This is a genomic window from Psychrobacillus sp. NPDC093200, from assembly GCF_050280345.1.
Taxonomy (GTDB): Bacteria; Bacillota; Bacilli; order Bacillales_A; family Planococcaceae; genus Psychrobacillus; species Psychrobacillus faecigallinarum.
Genome location: NZ_JBNNVC010000001.1, coordinates 178,935 through 198,073 on the forward strand (window position 1 = coordinate 178,935; position 19,139 = coordinate 198,073).

General features: G+C 37.5%; 16 protein-coding genes and 5 tRNA genes. 13 read left to right on the forward strand and 8 right to left on the reverse strand.

Translation table 11 applies throughout. From position 1 onward, the window contains the following. Positions 1-140 precede the first annotated feature (140 nt). From ACQKNZ_RS00900 to ACQKNZ_RS00910, 3 genes are all read left to right on the forward strand, one after another. Entirely contained in the window at positions 141-1,433 is a 1,293-nt protein-coding gene (locus ACQKNZ_RS00900; protein WP_154311843.1) for an extracellular solute-binding protein, read from the forward strand. 93 nt (positions 1,434-1,526) lie between these two features. Beyond that, positions 1,527-2,405, forward strand: coding sequence for a carbohydrate ABC transporter permease (locus ACQKNZ_RS00905; RefSeq protein WP_427657542.1), 879 nt, complete (start codon positions 1,527-1,529; stop codon positions 2,403-2,405). A 13-nt stretch (positions 2,406-2,418) separates the two neighbouring features. After that, the gene (locus ACQKNZ_RS00910; RefSeq protein WP_427657544.1) at positions 2,419-3,240 is read left to right on the forward strand and encodes a carbohydrate ABC transporter permease; all 822 of its coding nucleotides are present in this window, start codon (positions 2,419-2,421) and stop codon (positions 3,238-3,240) included. 29 nt (positions 3,241-3,269) lie between these two features. Here ACQKNZ_RS00910 and ACQKNZ_RS00915 read toward each other — a convergent pair whose 3' ends face one another. Further along, positions 3,270-3,905: a YesL family protein gene (locus ACQKNZ_RS00915; RefSeq protein WP_154311837.1), complete on the reverse strand. Its 636-nt coding sequence runs from the start codon at positions 3,903-3,905 to the stop codon at positions 3,270-3,272. Between the two features lie 199 nt (positions 3,906-4,104). Here ACQKNZ_RS00915 and xylA point away from each other — a divergent pair, with 199 nt between their 5' ends. From xylA to ACQKNZ_RS00930, 3 genes are all read left to right on the forward strand, one after another. Further along, positions 4,105-5,427 (forward strand): xylose isomerase, encoded by a 1,323-nt coding sequence (xylA, locus tag ACQKNZ_RS00920; RefSeq protein WP_427657547.1) that lies wholly within the window; start codon positions 4,105-4,107, stop codon positions 5,425-5,427. A gap of 30 nt (positions 5,428-5,457) precedes the next feature. Beyond that, positions 5,458-6,957: a xylulokinase gene (gene xylB / locus ACQKNZ_RS00925; protein ID WP_154311835.1), complete on the forward strand. Its 1,500-nt coding sequence runs from the start codon at positions 5,458-5,460 to the stop codon at positions 6,955-6,957. 98 nt (positions 6,958-7,055) lie between these two features. Further along, the gene (locus tag ACQKNZ_RS00930) at positions 7,056-8,105 is read left to right on the forward strand and encodes an aldose epimerase family protein (RefSeq protein ID WP_427658879.1); all 1,050 of its coding nucleotides are present in this window, start codon (positions 7,056-7,058) and stop codon (positions 8,103-8,105) included. Positions 8,106-8,237: 132 nt separating this feature from the next. Here ACQKNZ_RS00930 and ACQKNZ_RS00935 read toward each other — a convergent pair whose 3' ends face one another. The 6 genes from ACQKNZ_RS00935 to ACQKNZ_RS00960 all read right to left on the reverse strand — a co-directional run bounded on the left by ACQKNZ_RS00935 (position 8,238) and on the right by ACQKNZ_RS00960 (position 9,645). Next, positions 8,238-8,891: a hypothetical protein gene (locus ACQKNZ_RS00935; RefSeq protein ID WP_154311832.1), complete on the reverse strand. Its 654-nt coding sequence runs from the start codon at positions 8,889-8,891 to the stop codon at positions 8,238-8,240. A 145-nt stretch (positions 8,892-9,036) separates the two neighbouring features. Further along, a tRNA-Gly gene (locus ACQKNZ_RS00940) sits at positions 9,037-9,107 on the reverse strand. 15 nt (positions 9,108-9,122) lie between these two features. After that, positions 9,123-9,198: transfer RNA gene (locus ACQKNZ_RS00945), tRNA-Phe, on the reverse strand. Positions 9,199-9,309: 111 nt separating this feature from the next. Continuing rightward, positions 9,310-9,385 (reverse strand) — tRNA-Asp (locus tag ACQKNZ_RS00950). Positions 9,386-9,388: 3 nt separating this feature from the next. Then, positions 9,389-9,465, reverse strand: a tRNA-Met gene (locus ACQKNZ_RS00955). Positions 9,466-9,552: 87 nt separating this feature from the next. Further along, positions 9,553-9,645: transfer RNA gene (locus tag ACQKNZ_RS00960), tRNA-Ser, on the reverse strand. A gap of 199 nt (positions 9,646-9,844) precedes the next feature. On the opposite strand from ACQKNZ_RS00960, the gene ACQKNZ_RS00965 reads away from it, so the two are divergent. From ACQKNZ_RS00965 to ACQKNZ_RS00980, 4 genes are all read left to right on the forward strand, one after another. Then, positions 9,845-11,257, forward strand: coding sequence for a vWA domain-containing protein (locus ACQKNZ_RS00965; protein WP_427657549.1), 1,413 nt, complete (start codon positions 9,845-9,847; stop codon positions 11,255-11,257). Between the two features lie 14 nt (positions 11,258-11,271). Further along, complete coding sequence (locus ACQKNZ_RS00970; protein WP_427657551.1) at positions 11,272-12,960, forward strand: MutS-related protein; 1,689 nt, start codon at positions 11,272-11,274, stop codon at positions 12,958-12,960. 111 nt (positions 12,961-13,071) lie between these two features. Next, positions 13,072-14,604 (forward strand): DEAD/DEAH box helicase, encoded by a 1,533-nt coding sequence (locus ACQKNZ_RS00975; RefSeq protein WP_144538427.1) that lies wholly within the window; start codon positions 13,072-13,074, stop codon positions 14,602-14,604. A gap of 29 nt (positions 14,605-14,633) precedes the next feature. Further along, positions 14,634-15,410: a YqhG family protein gene (locus ACQKNZ_RS00980; RefSeq protein WP_427657553.1), complete on the forward strand. Its 777-nt coding sequence runs from the start codon at positions 14,634-14,636 to the stop codon at positions 15,408-15,410. A gap of 46 nt (positions 15,411-15,456) precedes the next feature. On the opposite strand, the gene ACQKNZ_RS00985 is transcribed toward ACQKNZ_RS00980, so the two are convergent. After that, positions 15,457-16,575: an NADH-dependent flavin oxidoreductase gene (locus tag ACQKNZ_RS00985; protein ID WP_427657555.1), complete on the reverse strand. Its 1,119-nt coding sequence runs from the start codon at positions 16,573-16,575 to the stop codon at positions 15,457-15,459. 157 nt (positions 16,576-16,732) lie between these two features. Here ACQKNZ_RS00985 and ACQKNZ_RS00990 point away from each other — a divergent pair, with 157 nt between their 5' ends. From ACQKNZ_RS00990 to ACQKNZ_RS01000, 3 genes are read left to right on the forward strand one after another with little or no spacing between them, the layout of a single operon-like run. After that, positions 16,733-17,410, forward strand: coding sequence for an HAD family hydrolase (locus tag ACQKNZ_RS00990; RefSeq protein ID WP_427657557.1), 678 nt, complete (start codon positions 16,733-16,735; stop codon positions 17,408-17,410). A 4-nt stretch (positions 17,411-17,414) separates the two neighbouring features. Beyond that, positions 17,415-18,167, forward strand: a complete 753-nt coding sequence (locus ACQKNZ_RS00995; RefSeq protein WP_144538431.1) for a DUF2071 domain-containing protein — start codon at positions 17,415-17,417, stop codon at positions 18,165-18,167. Positions 18,168-18,189: 22 nt separating this feature from the next. Continuing rightward, positions 18,190-19,134, forward strand: coding sequence for an MBL fold metallo-hydrolase (locus tag ACQKNZ_RS01000; RefSeq protein ID WP_427657559.1), 945 nt, complete (start codon positions 18,190-18,192; stop codon positions 19,132-19,134). The last annotated feature ends 5 nt before the right edge of the window (positions 19,135-19,139 follow it).

Here is a 19,139-nt window from a genome sequence, read left to right on the forward strand (position 1 = left end):
TTCATCATTCTAACATATAAATGACAAAGAAAAAAACTTTGTTTATCCACTAGACTAACATAGTGTTATTTGCTACAATGAAAACGCATACAATAGTCAGAATATTGTTGTAAAAATAATTTGGGGTGGGGGAAATAAGAATGAAAATCAACAAAATGATTAAAATTCTATTATTTGCTTCTGTATTTTATTTATTGGCAGGATGTTCAGATTCAAACGAAACATCTTCAAACGCAAATGGGGACAAAGAGATTAAGTTTATGCATTTATGGCCCGAAGGAAGTTCCAAGCAGCATTACGATGTAGTAAATGAAATTATTGCGGATTATGAAAAAGAACATGAAGGAGTCAAGGTGGATCTGGAAGTTTTAAGTAATGAACAGTATAAAGACAAGTTAAGAGTTTTATCGACATCTAAAGAGCTTCCTGATGTAGGGATGACCTGGGCAGCAGGGTTCTTAGAGCCATATGTTGGTGGTAACATGTTCGCTCCTTTAGATGATGTCATTAAAGATCAATTAAGCGATAGCTTCGTTCCAGGAACTGCGGAAGCCTATGCCCTAGACGGTAAAACATACGGTTTACCATTAGAGTTAAACATTGTAACTCTTTATTATAATAAAGCCATGTTTGAGGAACATAATTTAGAAGCACCAAAGACTTTTGAAGAATTAGAAAATGTTATAAAAGTCTTTAAAGAAGATGGTATTGATCCAATTGCTTTAGGAAACAAAGATGCTTGGACAGGATCACTTTGGTATATGTATTTAGCGGATCGTCTTGGAGGAGCAGAAGTTCTAAACAAGGCAATTGATCGTTCAGGTTCTTTTGAAGATCCAGCATTAGTAGAGGCAGCGAAAAAGGTACAAGATCTTGTGAATATGGGTGCATTCGTCAATGGGTTTAATGGTTTAGCAGATGAAGAAGCAAAAAGTATGTTCATGAGTGAGCAGGTTCCAATGTATTTGATAGCTACTTGGGATCTACCGAACTATACAACAAATGAATCTGTTCCGCAGGAATTTAGAGATTCTGTTGAATATCTGAAATTCCCGACTGTTGACGGTAATGGAGATATGGATAGCTTTGTTGGAGGACCAGGGGTAGGGCTATTCGTAGCTGAGAACTCAGATGTAAAAGAAGAAGCAAAGGATTTTGCAGCATACTTTGTTAAGCAATGGGGAGAAAAAGCTGTTACACAAGCTGGCGTAATCCCTGCTACTAAAGTAGATGCAGATTCATTGGATCTTCCAGAGATGTATATCAATATTTTGAATGAACTAAATGAGGCAAGTAATATTACTCTATTTGCAGATGTTCAAATGAGTCCAAATGTGGCACAAGTTCATTTAGATTCTATTCAAGCTCTTTTTGGAAAGGAAATGACTCCAGAAGAATTTTCAAAAGCACATGAGGATGCCCTTTCAAAATAGAAGATAGCTTTAAGAAGATTTGTCAGTGTATGTGAGGGTTATCCTATTAGTTGGATAGCCCTTGTCTACCTGATAAGGAGGGAGTTACTTGTTATGAACAAGGTAATGTCTAACAAACTGCTAATAGCGTTATATATTTCTCCGGCGCTATTACTAGTTTTGGTGTTGGTATTCATTCCGCTAATTTTATCGGGATACTATGGCTTAATGGAATGGGATGGGATAGGTGAAAAAACGTTCGTCGGATTAGAGAATTATATAAAAGGTCTCCAGGATATGAAATTTTGGAGTAGTGCCTATCATTCATTCTTGTTAGCGATATTCTCCACGCTGAGCTTGGCCATTTATTTAACAATATCTTTTGTTTTGGCATCCAAGATAAAAGGATCTGATCTTTTAAGAAAAATATATTTAATACCGATGTTACTGTCCTCTGTGGCGATAGCACAGCTCTGGATTAAAGTGTATAACCCATCTAACGGTATTTTAAATGTTTTTCTAAAGCAAATAGGAGTGGAAAATCCTCCTGCTTGGTTAGCGGATCCGTCTCTCGTTTTGTTTGCTATATTTATCCCGATTTTGTGGCAATATGCAGGATTTTATATTTTGATTTACTATGCTGCATTGAAGAATATCCCAGAGTCATTAATTGAAGCAGCAAGAATGGATGGTGCTACAGCATTCCAAATTGCCACAAAGATTAAGTTGCCATTAATCAAAGAAGTCGTAAGTGTGACAGTCGTATTAGCGATAATTGGGTCGTTAAAATACTTTGATTTAATTTATGTGATGACTTCTGGTGGTCCGAATGGTGCAAGTGAAGTAATGGCTTCCTATATGTATAAACTAGCATTTTCAAGCTATAACTTTGGATATGGAAGTGCGATTGGATTCCTTCTATTAATTATTACTTTAATTGTAACTTTTGTTATTCGTAAATTAACTACACCAAAAGAGAGAATAGAATATTAAAGGAGGTTTGTATATGAAACGCGTTGGCTACTTCTTTCTATATTTCAGTCTAATAGTAGTAGCATTGTTTCAAATCATCCCGCTAATATGGTTATTTATTTTCTCATTAAAAGATAATCGGGAAATATTTGCGGGATCACCATTTGCCTTACCTTCTGAGTTTAGGTGGGAAAATTATCTAAAAGTTTGGGATGGAGGTATAGGAGTTTACTTTTTTAATAGTGTTTGGATTACAGCTCTTGCGATAGTGTTAACTGTTCTTTTTGCAAGTATGGCTACTTTTGCTATTACTCGAATGAGGTGGAAGCTAAGCGGAGCTGTACTAAGTCTGTTTGTCATCGGGTTAATGATTCCTATCCATTCAGCGCTTATCCCACTCTACAGTATGTTTTTGAGTGTAAATTTAATAGATAACCCGTTCGGTGTTGTTATTACATATACAGCCTATAATCTGCCAATTACCATGATGATCTTACTCGGGTTCTATTACACGCTACCAAAGGAAATTGAGGAAGCTGCTGTTATAGACGGTTGCTCAGTTAATCGGATGTTTTTTAAGGTTATTCTTCCAATGACCACACCAGTAATGGCTACAACAGTAGTCATTAATATGATCTATAACTGGAATGAGTTTGTGTTCGTCAATACATTTATAAGCTCTGAGAAATACAAAACGTTAACGGTTGGTATCCAAAATTTCATTGGACAGTATATGACGGATTGGGGAGCGATAGGAGCTACGCTGATCATAAGCGTATTGCCAATCATTATCGCCTTTATTTTCTTTAGCAATAAAGTAGTGGAAGGTATCTCGGCAAGTGCTGTGAAAGGGTAAAGCTAATAGCTTCACGTATATAGAAGCTATTACCCATTGCTTGATTTTAATGCCTCTTGTTTTTCACTTACTTTTTGAAATGCAAGGAGGCCAAATCTCATAGATATAAGAGCATAGACGCTTCCGCCAAATATAAATCCGATAGCTGGAAGAATGCTTATTAAATAGAAGAAGGGCAATAAGCAGAGAAAGATGAATAGCGTAGTAATTGGATTGATTAGCATAATAAAAAAGGAATTTTTTATCACCTGTCCTAGCTTTAAATTGAAATGTACAAAGGATGGAAAAAGGTAAAACAAAAACATAATGAATAGTAGCATAAAAGCAAATAGAGGAAGGTATGTCCAACTTAAAAGCTTGCTATTGGTAGATTGAATATAAAAAATATCTAACACAATAACTACTCCGATGATGGTAACAAAGATTCCTAACAAATTGCTTTTAACAAATTCATTTCTATAATGCTTCCAGAAAGTACTGAACAAGGGTAAATCGGTTTCACCTTTTAGCCACTCTCTTACAACTGCGAACATCGAAATAGTGGAGGGGAAAAAACCGAAAATTACGCCACCTAGCAGAGTAAAAAGTATCCATAGCACATTTAAATAAGCAAATTTAGTAATCCATTCGGTTGCGTTATAAATAAAGCTACTAGTTGCATTCATAGAAATCCGCCTTTGTTTTCTATTTTTTTTAATAAGTTAAATAATTATTAATAGCATACACTCTACTTTTGAAGAATGTCACCACTTTTATTTGAAAGTTATAACTTTGTTCAGATAATTTACAAACTAAAATAAAATACGCTCAGTGATATAACATCCTAAATCTGGTTGCTGAGAGTATAATCCGGAGGTATAAATGATGGTCTATTTTCAAAATGTAAAAAAAGTTAGATTCGAAGGTGCTACTTCGAAAAATCCTTATGCATTTAAGTTTTATAATCCGCAGGAGAAAATTGGCGATAAAACAATGGAAGAGGCCTTAAGGTATGCCGTGTCCTATTGGCATACGTTTACAATGGACGGTTCAGATCCATTTGGAGCGGGAAGTATGAATCGCCCTTGGGACAATTTTAGGGGGTTGGATTTAGCAAAAGCAAGGGTAGAGGCGTCCTTTGAGTTCTACGAAAAGATGGATGTCCCGTTTTTCTGCTTCCATGATGTTGATATTGCTCCAGAGGGAATTAATTTAAAGGAAAGCAATAATAATTTAGACGTGATTGTAAGCATGATAAAGGATTATATGAAAACTAGTAAAGCAAAATTGCTTTGGAATACGGCAAATAACTTTACCCACCCTCGCTTTGTTCATGGAGCTGCAACTTCGAGTAATGCCGATGTATTTGCTTACTCCGCTGCTAAGGTGAAAAAAGGGTTAGAAATTGGTAAGGAGCTTGGTGCACAAAATTATGTGTTCTGGGGTGGGCGAGAAGGTTACGACACTTTATTGAATACAAATATGAAACTAGAATTGGATAACCTGGCTCGTTTTTATCATATGGCTGTAGATTACGCTAAAGAAATTGGCTTTGATGCTCAATTCTTAATAGAACCAAAACCAAAAGAGCCATCTACTCACCAATATGATTATGATGTAGCCACTGCACATGCATTTTTACAAAGCTATGGTCTGGAAAAATCATTCAAGTTTAATATTGAAGCAAATCATGCAACGCTTGCTGGTCATACATTTGAGCATGAGCTTCATTATGCGCGCATTAATAATATGTTAGGCTCAGTTGATGCTAACCAAGGTAACCCACTTCTTGGATGGGATACTGACGAATTCCCAACAGATTTATGGACTACAACTCTTGCGATGTATGAAATCTTGCAAAATGGTGGACTAGGCAGAGGTGGTTTAAACTTTGATGCAAAAGTTAGAAGAGCATCATTTGAACCAGAGGACTTGTTCCATGCACATATCGCTGGAATGGACGCTTTTGCAGTAGGTTTACGAGTGGCTCAAAATCTAATAGATGATAAAGTGCTTGAAAATGTTGTAGAAGATCGTTACAAAACGTACAAAGAAGGCATTGGATTAGAGATAGTTGAAGGTAAAACAGATTTCCATAAACTAGAAGCATATGCTTTAGAGCTACAAGATATTAAACAGACTTCCGGTCGTCTAGAGCAGATTAAGGCGACAATCAATCATTATTTATTACAGGCGTTTAAGAAATAATACGCTTTCATATGGTAGGGGGGCTGAAGTATGAAATATGTCATTGGAGTAGATTTAGGAACGAGTGCTGTAAAAATATTACTCATAAATAAAAACGGAAAAGTCGTTCAAAGTGTTTCGAGGTCATACCCCTTAATACAGGAAAAAACAGGTTACAGCGAACAAAATCCTCAGCACTGGGTTGACCAAACACTTTTGGGGTTAGAGGAGCTTTTGAAGGATTACTCGGACGATGTTGTGAATATAGAAGGGTTAAGTTTTTCTGGTCAGATGCACGGTCTGGTTCTGTTAGATGAGCAAAATGAAGTATTACGGCCTGCGATTCTTTGGAATGACACTCGTACTTCCGCTCAGTGTCAGCAAATCTATGATGTGATTGGCGAGGAAAGACTGCTACAAATAACAAAAAATCCTGCTTTAGAGGGTTTTACTCTACCGAAAATATTATGGGTGAAGGAACATGAGCCAAATATATTTGAGAAGGCAAAGACATTTATACTCCCTAAGGATTATCTAAGATTTAAACTTACAGGACAACTACATATGGAGTATTCGGATGCTGCTGGAACTCTTCTACTAGATGTTAGTAGAAAAGAATGGAGCACGGCTATATGTACATTATTAGATATCAATCCTAGTCTATGCCCTCCATTGGTAGAATCCCACGACGAAGTTGGTTCACTTTCTTTGGAGGCTGCGCAAGCCACTGGTCTTTCAGCTACTACTCGTGTATTTGCTGGTGGTGCGGATAATGCATGTGGAGCGATAGGTTCTGGAATTTTAGAAGATGGAAAAACTCTATGCAGCATAGGTACATCCGGAGTTGTATTATCCTATGAAGCAACATCGAATAAAAATTTTGATGGAAAAGTTCATTATTTTAATCACGGAGCGCCGGATGCTTTTTATACAATGGGTGTAACGCTCTCAGCAGGATACAGCTTAACTTGGTTTAAAGAGGTATTTGCAAAGGAAGAATCGTTCCAACAACTATTGTCTGAGGTAGGTTCTGTTCCAGTAGGTTCAAATGGGTTAGTATTTACCCCTTATCTAGTTGGAGAAAGAACTCCTTATGCAGACGCGGCAGTTCGTGCAAGTTTTATTGGGATGGACAGTTCTCACCAACGTAAGAATTTTACTCGTGCAATTTTAGAAGGAATAACATTCTCTCTGCTAGAATCTATTGAAATCTTTCGACAAAACGGTAAGTTAATAGATACTATTGTGTCCATTGGCGGTGGCGCTCAAAATGAAGATTGGCTTCAAATGCAGGCAGATATTTTTAATGCCAAAATTGTTCGCTTAACGAGTGAACAGGGCCCAGGAATGGGTGCTGCGATGTTAGCAGCCTATGGTTGTGGATGGTTCGATTCGTTAAAGGATTGTGCAGACGAGTTTTTGAAGGTGGAGAAGCAGTTTACTCCTATTAAAGCCAATGTAATAAAATATAAGAAATTATTTCCTATTTATCAAAAGGTTTATTTTCACACGAAAGATCTGAATAAAAATCTTTTAGAATTCCGTGAGTAAGGATGAATAAATTGAGTCTCAACTTATATAGTTGGGACTCTTATTTATAAGGCGATTGGAAGTGAAATTACATAGGAGAGGAATGAAGCAAAGTGTTAGTGCAGAAGAAGCTAATTGGATTAATAGACGACGACCAGCCTGTTACATTGTTTACAGTAAAAAATAAAAATGGTTTTGAAATATCTTGCATGAATTATGGATGTGTAATTACTAAAATTTTAGCATCTGACCGTAGAGGGCAATATGAAAATGTAGTATTGGGGTTCGATACAATTGAGGAGTACGGTCAAAACGCCAAGTATTTAGGAGCTGTCGTAGGTCGAGTCGCTGGTCGTATTAAACGAGGAACTTTCCGCTTAGGAGAGAATGTCTACAATATTCCAAAGAACGAGAAAAACAACCATATACATGGAGGGGCAAAAGGATTCAGTCACGTATTATGGGATGCTACCGTGTTAGAAGGAAAAGAGGAAACAACGATTGAATTTACATACTTAAGTGAAGATGGGGAAGAGGGATACCCTGGAAATTTAGAAATGAAAGTAACTTATACGATTCTAAATGAAAGAGACACTCTATCTATTACGTACAAAGGTATTTGTGATAGGGATACTGTGGTAAACGTAACAAATCACTCTTATTTCAATCTTAGTGGAAACCTACAGAGGGATGTATTGGACCATGAACTAATGATAGAAAGTTCTACATACTTGGAGTTGGATGAGGAATTTCTCCCAACTGGAAATTTAGTTCCAGTAGATGATACTGTATTTGACTTTCGGAAGTTTCGTAAAATTGCTGATGGAGTAGACTCGGTTCATCCTCAAACTGTGCTAGTAGGTCACGGTTATGATCATCCATTTCTATTGGAAGATAATTCTGGCACAATCGTATTAACAGAAAAGGAAAGTGGTCGCAAACTAATAGTAGAAACGACAGAATCTGCAGTAGTCCTTTATTCTGGAAATAACTTGGCTGGCTCTGAAACAATGAGAGGAGAACAGGTAAGAAACTATTTAGGTGTATGCTTAGAAACACAAGGTCCACCTGACTCCATTCATCATCCTCATTTTCCTTCCTCAATTCTACTAACAGGGAATGAGTACAAATCAACGACAATCTATTCCTTTGAAGTGATAATTGATTGACAATGTATGTAAAAGAGGATCTTCTTGGCATAGGTGCAAATATATTTGAGGATAAAGTAAGACAGTGGTTGATTATTAACACATAATAAAACATCTTCAATTGGCACTTGTCCAATTGAAGATGTAAAATAATTAAAGATCAATAATTTCATCATATCCGATTAATTTATCCATATGGCTTGCGATCATAGCTATAATTGTACTTGCCTCATCTTTTTTAAAAGTAAAGGTACTTTCATCGACGAACTCCTCATCATCTACCCAGCTACGATTTCTTCTACGGAGAACACCATCGCCATTGGCACTGTCTATACCGAACTGATATGTTACCTCAATATTATCATCTATTAAAAATGCAGTAACCTCAGGTGTTTCCCAATCCACATCAATTTCTTCTAACATGATTTCATCGTCATCATCATTGTCATCGTTGTCACCATCATCATCCAAATAAATTAATTCACTTTCACTGTCATCTTCAAGAAATTCGTGAAAGCTTTCATGAACAGCTTCTATAATATCAGTAATGTCATCTAACATTATTCTGGTAGGTTGGAGAAGTTCAACATCGAAACTTTCAACATAGAACTCTTCATTATAAGGATCAAATAGAATAGTGCAAAAATAGTCTCGCTCATCCTCTAACGTACTAACAAAAAATTCAATTCGCGGATGTTTAGAGGCGCGATTAATGTTCATGTGGCCGACTTGATCGTACTGCTCGCAAATCGAATTCAAATGATCCTGTAGCTCCTCTGTTACTCTGTCAAACCATTCTGTAGTCATAGTCATTACCGCCTCTCATCATTTTCTCCTACTATCTTGTCCTTACAAGGAGTTATTATTCCAACGAATGAAAGAAATTGAAAAAGAAACGACAAAAAAAGAAGGCCCATTGATCTTTGCATCAATAGGTCTTCTTTTTATTGGAAGCGGGTGAAGAGAATCGAACTCTCATCATCAGCTTGGAAGGCTGAGGTTTTACCACTAAACTACACCCGCATATTAAAACATAAATGGTGGCTCAGGACGGAATCGAACCGCCGACACAAGGATTTTCAGTCCTTTGCTCTACCGACTGAGCTACTGAGCCTAAATTTGTATCAAGTAAACGAAGCTTAGTATCTCATAGTCAGTTAAGTATAATACAAAATATGTATGTTATATCACTTAGTTGCATAGGAACTGCTTGCTTACAAAAAAATGGCGGTCCCGACCGGGATCGAACCGGCGATCTCCTGCGTGACAGGCAGGCATGTTAACCGCTACACCACGGGACCATTTGGTTGCGGGGACAGGATTTGAACCTGTGACCTTCGGGTTATGAGCCCGACGAGCTACCGAACTGCTCCACCCCGCGACAATAAGAAAGAGTTGAAATTTAAATCAACTACGCATTATAAACTAGTATACTATATTTTAAACTTACAAACAACGTAAATAAAAATGGAGGAGGAAGAGGGATTCGAACCCCCGCGCGGTATGACCCGCCTGTCGGTTTTCAAGACCGATCCCTTCAGCCGAACTTGGGTATTCCTCCATATAATGTTACTGTACTAGCAACAAGACAAGAACTAGTATACCATTTTTAAAAAATAAAAGCAACCTCCTTTTTCTACTAAAACAAATTTTAAGGTTATATCCGTAATAATAAAAGTTGTTTCTTCTCTTAAATGAAACATTTTTCCATTATGTTACGTATGGAATTATAAGTAAGTTTAAAAGCAAGGAGGAATTTCATGAATCGGCTATTTACTTTATTAACTATATTGCTCATATTGTTCCTATCAGCTTGCTCGAATGAATCTCAAGCAGGTGAAGAAAATAAAAAAATAAATGACAATCAAAAAATAGTAACAGAAGAGGAGAACACTGAAAAAGAAAAACTCCTCGCAATTGAAAAAATTATTATTCCGACAGATTTAGAGGAATGGAAGAATTCTGAGCCAGGTTTGTTCGCACTAGACTATTCTTTTGAACACGAAACATCCAGTTGGCCAAAGGATGCAAGAGAGCTAACACTAGATGAACAAGAAGAGCTTAAAAATACTACAGACATGATAAAAGATGAGGAAACATTATTTAAAATGCTTCTCTATTATTTCGGTAGCACTGTGTATAGTGATCTGTTAGATAAACAGATGAATTATGTAGCCGTTTTAAATGAACCATATTTACCTGAGCCTACTAAAGAAACAATCTCAGGTGGAAGTAATGAGGAAGTTACACCAAAGTCGATGCTATTACTCGATGCAAGTTCAAGTATGCTATTGTCCGTAGATGGCAAACAAAAGATGGGGATAGCAAAAACTGCTATGAAGCGTTTTGCAAAGACGATTGGAGCTTCTAGTGAAGTTTCTCTTTATGTCTATGGCCATGAAGGTTCACAGGAGGATAAAGATAAGGAGCTTTCTTGTACAAAGATAGATGAGATTTATCCAATGCAGTCTTATAGTACGGATAAATTTGATCCTGTAGTGGATGATGTCGCGGCAAAAGGATGGACTCCATTAGCTGCCGCCATAAAAACAGCAAATGAAGCAAGTAAGAATTCTGAAGGTGCATTAACTGTTTATATTGTTAGTGACGGAGCAGAGACATGCGACGGGGATCCTATTAAAGAGGCCGAAGAGTTTGCTAAAGGAAATGAAAACCGTCAAGTAAATATTATTGGCTTTAATGTAGACCAAAAAGGTCAAGATCAATTAAAGGCTGTAGCTGAAGCGGGAAAAGGAGAATATATTTCTGCTGAAAATAGCGACGAATTGAATAAAAGTATCGAAGAAAAGTGGGTTATTCCAAGTGTCTTAGATGTGGCTTATATTCAATTAAATGCACCCAATGGTTTTGCTATTTCTAATGCGCAGTATGATATTAGTAAAATTTCGCTTTCCCTTTCTTTTGCCATTTCCAATGAACGGAATCGATTGAGTCAAATGGTGACATGGATGGAAACGGAAGAAATAATATCAGCACATCAAGCAGAAGCACTACAAACTAAGGTGCAGGAACGAAAAGACACATTATCCAAGTGGAATGATGATTTAAGTGAATCAAAAAAACAGACGGTGGAAAACGAATATAATCGCATCCATCAAAAAATTAAAGCTTGGACAGATGAAGTGAATAAGCTGAGGTCTGAACAGTCTTAATAGGAGGGCTATTAATGAGTACATTTTTCATTATCGCAATCGTGGTAATTGCCTTCATTTTTTATCATTTACTTACTAGAGAAAGAAAGAAATTAAAGAAGTTTAGAGAAGAATGGGCTTCTGGTATATTTTCCTCACCAGAAGCAGATTTGAACTCCATATCCTCCTATTGGTTTAATGAGAAAAAACAATTGAAAGTTTATGATGGTGTGGATGAGCTGACGTGGGCTGATTTAGGAATGAATGAGGTTTTCAAAAAGCTAAATTACACTCAATCATCTGTAGGGGAGGAATACTTATTTAATGAGCTTCGAGCAATCGACCCAAACAAGAAAGAAAGCAATGAAGCATTGTATTCACTACTTACAGAAAACGTAAACTTGAGAGAAAAAATACTTCTAATACTTTCTGATCTTGGCAAAGAAAACTATACAAATTCATCTTCCTATTTCTTTGACTTCAAAGAGATTGAAATAAAAAATACTTATATGTACGTAATCCTTGCACTTCTGCCCATAGCTTCTCTACTTTTCCTATTTATAAGTATTAAATATGGAATATTAAGTTTTATAGGCTCACTGATCTTAAATGGAATCATTTATTATCGAAACAAGACAAAGATAGAAAATAACCTTCATTCGGTGGGGTATGCTGCTGCTATTATATTTGCTGGTAAGCGAATAGCTTCTATTAAAGATTTGATGCTAATGCCATATATAGATGGACTAAAAAAAAGTGTTCAGCCTTTAAAAAAGGTAGTTACCTTTAACAGAATTGCAACCTTAGGAAGTGGAGGAAGTGGTGAGTTTGATTTATTGTTAGAATACGTGCGTATCCTCTTTTTGTTAGATTTTATTTCCTATAATAAGATTTTCAAAACAATTTCTGCTCACCAAAAGGAATATGAAGAAGTTTGGACTTTAGTAGGAAAGCTTGATGCGGCAATAGCAGTCAGTTATTACCGTAATACATTAGATACATACTGTACACCTACTTTTACAGACCAAGAGGTACTTACATTTGAAAAAATGGCGCATCCTCTTCTAGTAAAGCCAGTTTTAAATTCTTCTCATTTAAGGAAATCTACGCTTATCACAGGCTCTAATGCTTCTGGGAAGTCTACATATATTAAAGCTGTGGCTATTAATGCCATCCTAGCACAAACAATCAATACAGCAATTGCAAAAAGCTGGACTATGAAGCCTAGTTATATCGTAACTTCTATGGCGGTTCAGGATAATGTGTTGAATGGCGACAGCTATTTTATTGCTGAGATAAAATCGTTACAGCGAATTATTCGCCTCATAACGGGAGGAAAGCCTTGTATTTCGTTTATAGATGAAATTCTAAAAGGGACAAATACCATTGAACGAATAGCAGCGTCGGCCTCCATAATGGAGTGGCTATCTCTAAATAAAGGTATAAATTTGTTGGCAACCCATGACATCGAGCTGACCGAAATAGCGGAAAGTATATATGATAATTATCACTTTAGGGAAAAGGTTGAAGGTGGAGAAGTACAATTTGATTATAAAATTCATGATGGGCCTTCTATTTCAAGAAATGCTATAAAATTGCTAGAAATACTTGGATATCCAGATGAGATAACCAAAAGATCTAACGTTTTAGCTCAAAACTTTACAGTACATAGAACATGGGAAGCTTTAAAGGGAAGAGAAAACACGATAGATAGTTTATTTTAAGAATGAATTTTCCATTTTGAGAGTCTTTATATTTTATATTCTCGAAAATAAATCATACACACCTCACATTTGGGCAATCTAAGAAAAATGATTTGCTGTGAGGTGTTTTTTATGTTGATTGAAAGATCGTCTTCCTGGAAGGAAGGCTTAACAAAACGATTGGAAAATGAAGAGTCATGGGATAATTGGAATCTCTATAATATGAGCTATGACATAGTAAAAAATAATTTAATAACTGAGTTTACGGGACTTCAGTCTCCAAAGTATTTGCCGAATCTTCAGGCTTTAAACCATCAATTAGAGGTGGCGCAGACAGTTATTGAACGTATGAATGGGAAAGCAATTTTAGCGGACGAGGTAGGTCTGGGTAAAACGATTGAGGCAGGCTTAATATTGAAAGAATATATGGTACGGGGACTTGTTAAAAAGGCTCTAATACTAGCACCAGCATCTTTGATTAATCAATGGGTGGAAGAGATGAATTTCAAATTTCATATACCTGCCATCCCATACAAAAAGAGTTATTCCCTTGACCACAATGACATTGTCATTATGAGCATGGATACAGCCAAAAAAAGTCCGCATAAAGAACTCATATATGCTCAAAATTATGACATGATCATCATTGACGAGGCGCACAAGCTGAAAAATCATAAAACGAAAATATATGAATTCGTTCAAGGGTTAAAAAAGAAATTCTGCTTGCTGTTAACAGCGACGCCTGTTCAAAACGATGTATTTGAATTATTTTATCTTATTTCTCTATTGAAGCCAGGTCATTTGGGAAATTATGAGACATTCCAGGAGTCTTTTTCTGCAAGCAAGCACAGCCTAGAGCATGATGAGTATTTAAGGGAACTGGTGAATCAGGTAATGGTAAGAAACAGAAGGCAGGATACTGGAATTGAATGGACAACTCGTAAGGTGAATATAATTCCAATTGAATTTACAAAAGAGGAAAAGGAAGCATATGAGATGATTTCCGATTTAAAGAATATTTCCTCTGTTTTTTCTGGTGCTTTTTCTATGATTACACTTCAAAAGGAAATGTGTAGCAGCAAGGAAGCAACCTGTTTAACACTTAATAACATGGTGGAGAAATGTACCAACCGCGAAGAGGTTGCTTATGTGCAAAGTGTGATGCAGAAGCTCATGTCTCTTGAAGTTAACTCTAAAGCAGAAAAAGCTTATGAGATTATTGCAGAAGCAAATGACAAGGTGATTATTTTTACGGAATACCGTGCAAGTCAAATTTATCTGCAATGGTATTTAAGCACGAAGGGAATTACAAGTGTTTTATTTAACGGGAAGTTCAACAAAAACAAGCGTGATTGGATGAAGCATTTGTTCAAGGAGCAGGCACAGGTGCTAATAGCAACCGAATCGGGTGGAGAAGGTATCAATCTCCAGTTTTGTCATCATGTTATCAACTATGATCTTCCTTGGAACCCGATGAAGCTAGAGCAACGAATTGGGCGAGTGCATAGATTAGGGCAAGAGCATGATGTCCACATCTATAATTTGGCTATTCAGGATACGATTGAGCAGCATATTCTAGATTTGCTTTACACCAAAATCGATGTATTTGAAAAGGTAGTCGGCGAACTAGATGATATTCTAACGACTTATAAAAAAACAATATAGTGCAGGTAGGGTATGGAAGGAGGGTATGCATGTACCCAAAACAAGTTCACGATTTTTTACTTCAATTTTTTAAAGAAAATAATTGCCCGATATTAAGTGAGAGCGACCATTACGTGGTCGTTCAATTGACGGAAGAGATGGATAAAAAGCTTATGAATCGACCGTATTATTGGCAATATGTAGAAGCAACTGGTGCCGAGTCGAGTCCTATGCAGCTGACATTCATTACAGACAAAACGAAGCTGCAAGAGGATATAAAAGGAGAGGTAATCCATTTTGGTTCGAACAGGCTTAACCAAATGTTCCAAGCGGCACAGGAGCTCGGGTCATTTGTCCATATGTATGAAAAGGTAGTAAGTGATACCCAAGTCATATTTACACCTTGGTTAGGGGTCAATTATAAGGTTACCTACTATAGTGATCAGACAAAGGAAACTCTCTTCTCCTTGGGGTTAAATTTAATGACTGGAATTGTTAGGGAGGATTTCCACGATTCGATTAAAGAAATTAGTTTTGATGTGGCTATGCCAGACAATGTATTTAATCTGCCATATATCATTAAGCCATTACGTGGTTTAGAGCGGTTAGATGCAGTAATTGACGGTATTATTGCTAACGACGATCATACATGGGCGGAAGAAGCAAAAGAAAGATGGCGAAGGAGCCTAGAGGTACTTGAATACTTTTATGAAGGTGTAGAAGAGAAGCCAGAGTGCTACGAAATGGAGAAAAAGGCTCTCGAGGAGCAGTATGCGGCTCGAGTTGGTATTGAGATTATTAGCGGTGGTTTGTTTTATATGCGATGATAAATGACGGCTCCGGAAAATTAATCTCCGGAGCCGTTTTTAAATGTTAGTCTGCAACCTTAAACCAACCTTTAACCTGCATAATTTTATCCCATAATGGATCTGGAATGTCCAGTTCCTCTTTTTTGCTTACATACACAGCTGGGAAGATGGTGTCGTCTTCTCCTTTTTCCAGTTTTGAAAACCATTCAGGGTCAGTTACTAGTGCACGTCCAATCGCAACAAGGGGAGTCACCTCTAATGCTTTTTCAACGTCCTCTCTAGTTTCCAAAGTACCAACGCCCATTACAGGAACTTTGTCTCCAATTGCTTCCTGGATAAGTTTAATGCGTGGAGTAGTATCGTTTTCATCACGATTAGAGGAACCAAAGAAATGCCCAAGGGAAACGTGAATATAATCTAGATTTTTCTCAGATAAAACATGTACAAGCTCCAAAGAATCTTTCATTGTAAATCCAGGATCCTGATACTCCTCTGGTGAAAAACGATATCCTATTATGAATGGCTCTGTTGAGTACTGCTTAGCTGCCGTCTGAACAGCCTCAACAATTGCTAGCGGGAATGTCATGCGCTTTTCTAAGCTTCCGCCCCATTTGTCTGTTCTACGATTGGAGTGTGGAGAGAAGAACTGGTGGATTAAGTAAGTGTTCGCCCCATGGATTTCTACTCCATCAAATCCTGCCTCAATAGCTCTTCGCGTTGCTTCTTTAAAAGAAGCAATTGTTTTTTCAATTTCTTCTGCTGTCATTTCGCGTGGCACTTCTGCATTGTCGCGTGGAGCAGCAACAGCACTGGCAGATACAGGCTGTTCGCCATTTAACACCTTCGAATTCGATTGTCGCCCGGCATGGAAGATTTGTAGGATAGCCTTTGCTCCATTGTCTTTAATGGCATTTGCTAGCTTTTTCAGACTAGGAATTCTATCGTCAGACTCAGCACCTATTGAGTATTCGAATCCAGCACCAAGTGGCTCTGCATAAGCACACGCTGTAATAACTGCCCCGATTCCACTTTTAGCACGTCGAGCATAATAGATTAGTTCGTCATCTGATATATCGCCATTTTTATCGGATGAATAAGTTGTCATTGGAGCCATTAAAATTCGATTTTTTAATGTAACGCCAGATGGTAATTTGTATGAATCAAACATAGAAGTATTTCCCATTAAGTAACATCTCCTTTTCATTAAATCAACTATATATATACCCTAAAGGAATGCATTGTAAATTCAAAATAATTGGCCTCAAATCTCCCAGTAGGAAGGTTTTTGCTTATAATCTGTAGAAGGTTACCTGTACTCACAAAATTTAGGGGTGACCTTTTTGATTCAAGCGGTGTTTTTTGATTTGTTTGAGACACTTATTACGGAATGGAAAGAGGGAGGTAAGAAAGCAAGCTACTCTGTAGAATCTCTTGGATTGGAGGAATCGCTCTATAGAAGAGAATGGCATGCGAGAGTTAATGAAAGAATGGACGGAACTTATCTCGATCATCCTAGTGTTTTAAGAGAAATATTAAAAGAAAACGGCCTACCAATTGATGAACAGGCCATCAAAAAAATACATGAGCAAAGGGTATTTGTTAAGTCGGTCGCCTTTGAGAATATTGATGAATCTATTATAAAAATGATAGAAAATCTTAAAGCCTTGGATATTAAAATTGGACTTATTAGTAATTGTACTTCAGAGGAGGTAGAAGCCTGGAATAAGTGTTTGTTGCCGTCTTATTTTGACGACGTAGTATTTTCTTACCAAGTGAGAGAGCGTAAACCAAATCCAGCAATCTACCTAATTGCCTGCAACAATCTAAATGTGCATCCTAAGCATTGTTTATTTATAGGAGATGGGGGTTCCGATGAGCTAAGGGGAGCAATTGAGGTGGGGATGAGACCTTACCAGGCTACATGGTTTTTACCGTCTAGCGTAAGCGATCAACTCTACGGATTTCCTAAGTTAAAACAGCCAATGGAGATAATAGACATTGTAAAAGAAAAGGAGTAAAGCTATGGAGGACAAAAAAGATAAATGGGATGCTATTCACCGGTCCTGGCCACTCCCTAAACTACCTTGGACGATGACCCAGACATGGAATGACCTGTTGTTTGTACATTATCCTATTGATCTAAATGTTTTACGAAAAATCGTACCTGACGTACTGCCTTTAGATTCGTTTAATGGCAAAGGTTGGATTGGTGTCGTTCCTTTCCATATGACAAACATTAGGCTGCGTGGAACACCAAGAGTTCCTGGGACCGATCGTTTTGCTGAGTTGAATGTTCGAACTTATGTCACGATAAATGGAAAGCCAGGCGTGTTTTTCTTTAGTTTGGATGCGGAAAATTTACTTGCCGTGAAGGTAGCCCAAACGGTATACCATTTACCTTATATGCATGCAGATATGAAGGTAGTTAGAAGCCAATCGACCATCGAATATTCAAGCAAGCGGCGACATGGTGTAAATGCAAAGCTAGAATGCAGTTACCGTCCTATCTCCCAACCATTCTATGCAGAAGAAGGCAGTTTTGAGGAGTGGCTGACAGAGCGCTATTGCTTATATACGTTAAGTAAAAAAGGGGAGCCACTCCGTTGTGACATACTTCATAGGAAGTGGCCATTACAGCAGGCGGAGGCGGAAATTCGAGTAAATACCATGCTTTCCGAGCAGGGAATCCAGGTGGAAGGAGATGAGCCAGTCCTACATTATTCCAAAAGTATGGAGGTTAGAATGTGGCCATTAGTTTCCGCGATGGACAATTAAGAGTGAAAAAGGAGGAAGTAAGATGAAAAACAGATATCCATTAAAGCTGAATGACAGAATATATTTAATCGATGGTTATGATATGGGATTAACAGAAAGAACAGGTACATATGTCATTCAGGAAGAGAAATTAACAATAGTGGAAACAGGACCAAGCCCCTCGGTCAAGCATTTGAAGGAAGGTTTACAGGAACTGGGATTCTCCTTAGATGAGGTTAAATATATTATTGTGACACATATTCATCTAGATCATGCTGGGGGAGCAGGCCTGTTATTGCAGGAATGTCCTAATGCGAAAGTAGTTGTGCATCCAAAGGGTGCCAGACATTTGGCTGAGCCTGAGCGACTTATTGCAGGCGCAAGAGCAGTATATGGTTCAAAATTTGATGACTTGTTTGATCCTATTGTTGCGATTCCAGAGGAAAGACTGTTAACCAGGGCAGAAGGAGAAACGTTACAGATTGGAGAAAATTGTACACTGACCTTCTTTGATACTCCGGGTCATGCCAATCATCATTTTGGCATTTATGATCCGGTCAGTAATGGCATGTTTTCAGGAGACACGGTTGGAGTTCGTTACGAGCAGCTAGCTAAAGATGGTGTTGATCTAGTGCTACCTTCCACTTCACCAAATCAATTCAATCCAGAGGCGATGCAAAAAGCTATCGAGCGATTCCAAAATATGAAACTAAGCTATATTTACTATGGTCACTTTGGAATGACTGCTGATGCAGAAGCAGGACTAGCGCAGGTTTCTGAATGGCTTCCGTTATTCTTGGAAACGGCAAAGGACGTTAAAAGAGAACAAAAAGACCATGAGGAGCTGGCAAAAAGACTTCAGGCATTAGTAAAGGATCATTTAAGAGGGCAAGAGATTCCTGATGACCATGAAGTATATCAAATCATCCAAATTGACACCGAGGTTGGTGCTATGGGGTTATTGGATTATTTGGAGAAGCAACATTAAAAAAT

Bases quoted from the DNA above. Each gene is read 5' to 3' on its own strand.
- ACQKNZ_RS00985 (WP_427657555.1), bottom strand. From the start codon at position 16,575: ATGGGAAATACTTCTATGTTTGATTCATACAAATTACCATCTGGCGTT.
- ACQKNZ_RS00935 (WP_154311832.1), bottom strand. From the start codon at position 8,891: ATGACTACAGAATGGTTTGACAGAGTAACAGAGGAGCTACAGGATCAT.
- ACQKNZ_RS00970 (WP_427657551.1), top strand. From the start codon at position 11,272: ATGAGTACATTTTTCATTATCGCAATCGTGGTAATTGCCTTCATTTTT.
- ACQKNZ_RS00900 (WP_154311843.1), top strand. From the start codon at position 141: ATGAAAATCAACAAAATGATTAAAATTCTATTATTTGCTTCTGTATTT.
- ACQKNZ_RS00910 (WP_427657544.1), top strand. From the start codon at position 2,419: ATGAAACGCGTTGGCTACTTCTTTCTATATTTCAGTCTAATAGTAGTA.
- xylA (WP_427657547.1), top strand. From the start codon at position 4,105: ATGGTCTATTTTCAAAATGTAAAAAAAGTTAGATTCGAAGGTGCTACT.
- ACQKNZ_RS00995 (WP_144538431.1), top strand. From the start codon at position 17,415: ATGGAGGACAAAAAAGATAAATGGGATGCTATTCACCGGTCCTGGCCA.
- ACQKNZ_RS00965 (WP_427657549.1), top strand. From the start codon at position 9,845: ATGAATCGGCTATTTACTTTATTAACTATATTGCTCATATTGTTCCTA.
- ACQKNZ_RS00905 (WP_427657542.1), top strand. From the start codon at position 1,527: ATGAACAAGGTAATGTCTAACAAACTGCTAATAGCGTTATATATTTCT.
- ACQKNZ_RS01000 (WP_427657559.1), top strand. From the start codon at position 18,190: ATGAAAAACAGATATCCATTAAAGCTGAATGACAGAATATATTTAATC.
- xylB (WP_154311835.1), top strand. From the start codon at position 5,458: ATGAAATATGTCATTGGAGTAGATTTAGGAACGAGTGCTGTAAAAATA.
- ACQKNZ_RS00975 (WP_144538427.1), top strand. From the start codon at position 13,072: ATGTTGATTGAAAGATCGTCTTCCTGGAAGGAAGGCTTAACAAAACGA.
- ACQKNZ_RS00915 (WP_154311837.1), bottom strand. From the start codon at position 3,905: ATGAATGCAACTAGTAGCTTTATTTATAACGCAACCGAATGGATTACT.
- ACQKNZ_RS00980 (WP_427657553.1), top strand. From the start codon at position 14,634: ATGTACCCAAAACAAGTTCACGATTTTTTACTTCAATTTTTTAAAGAA.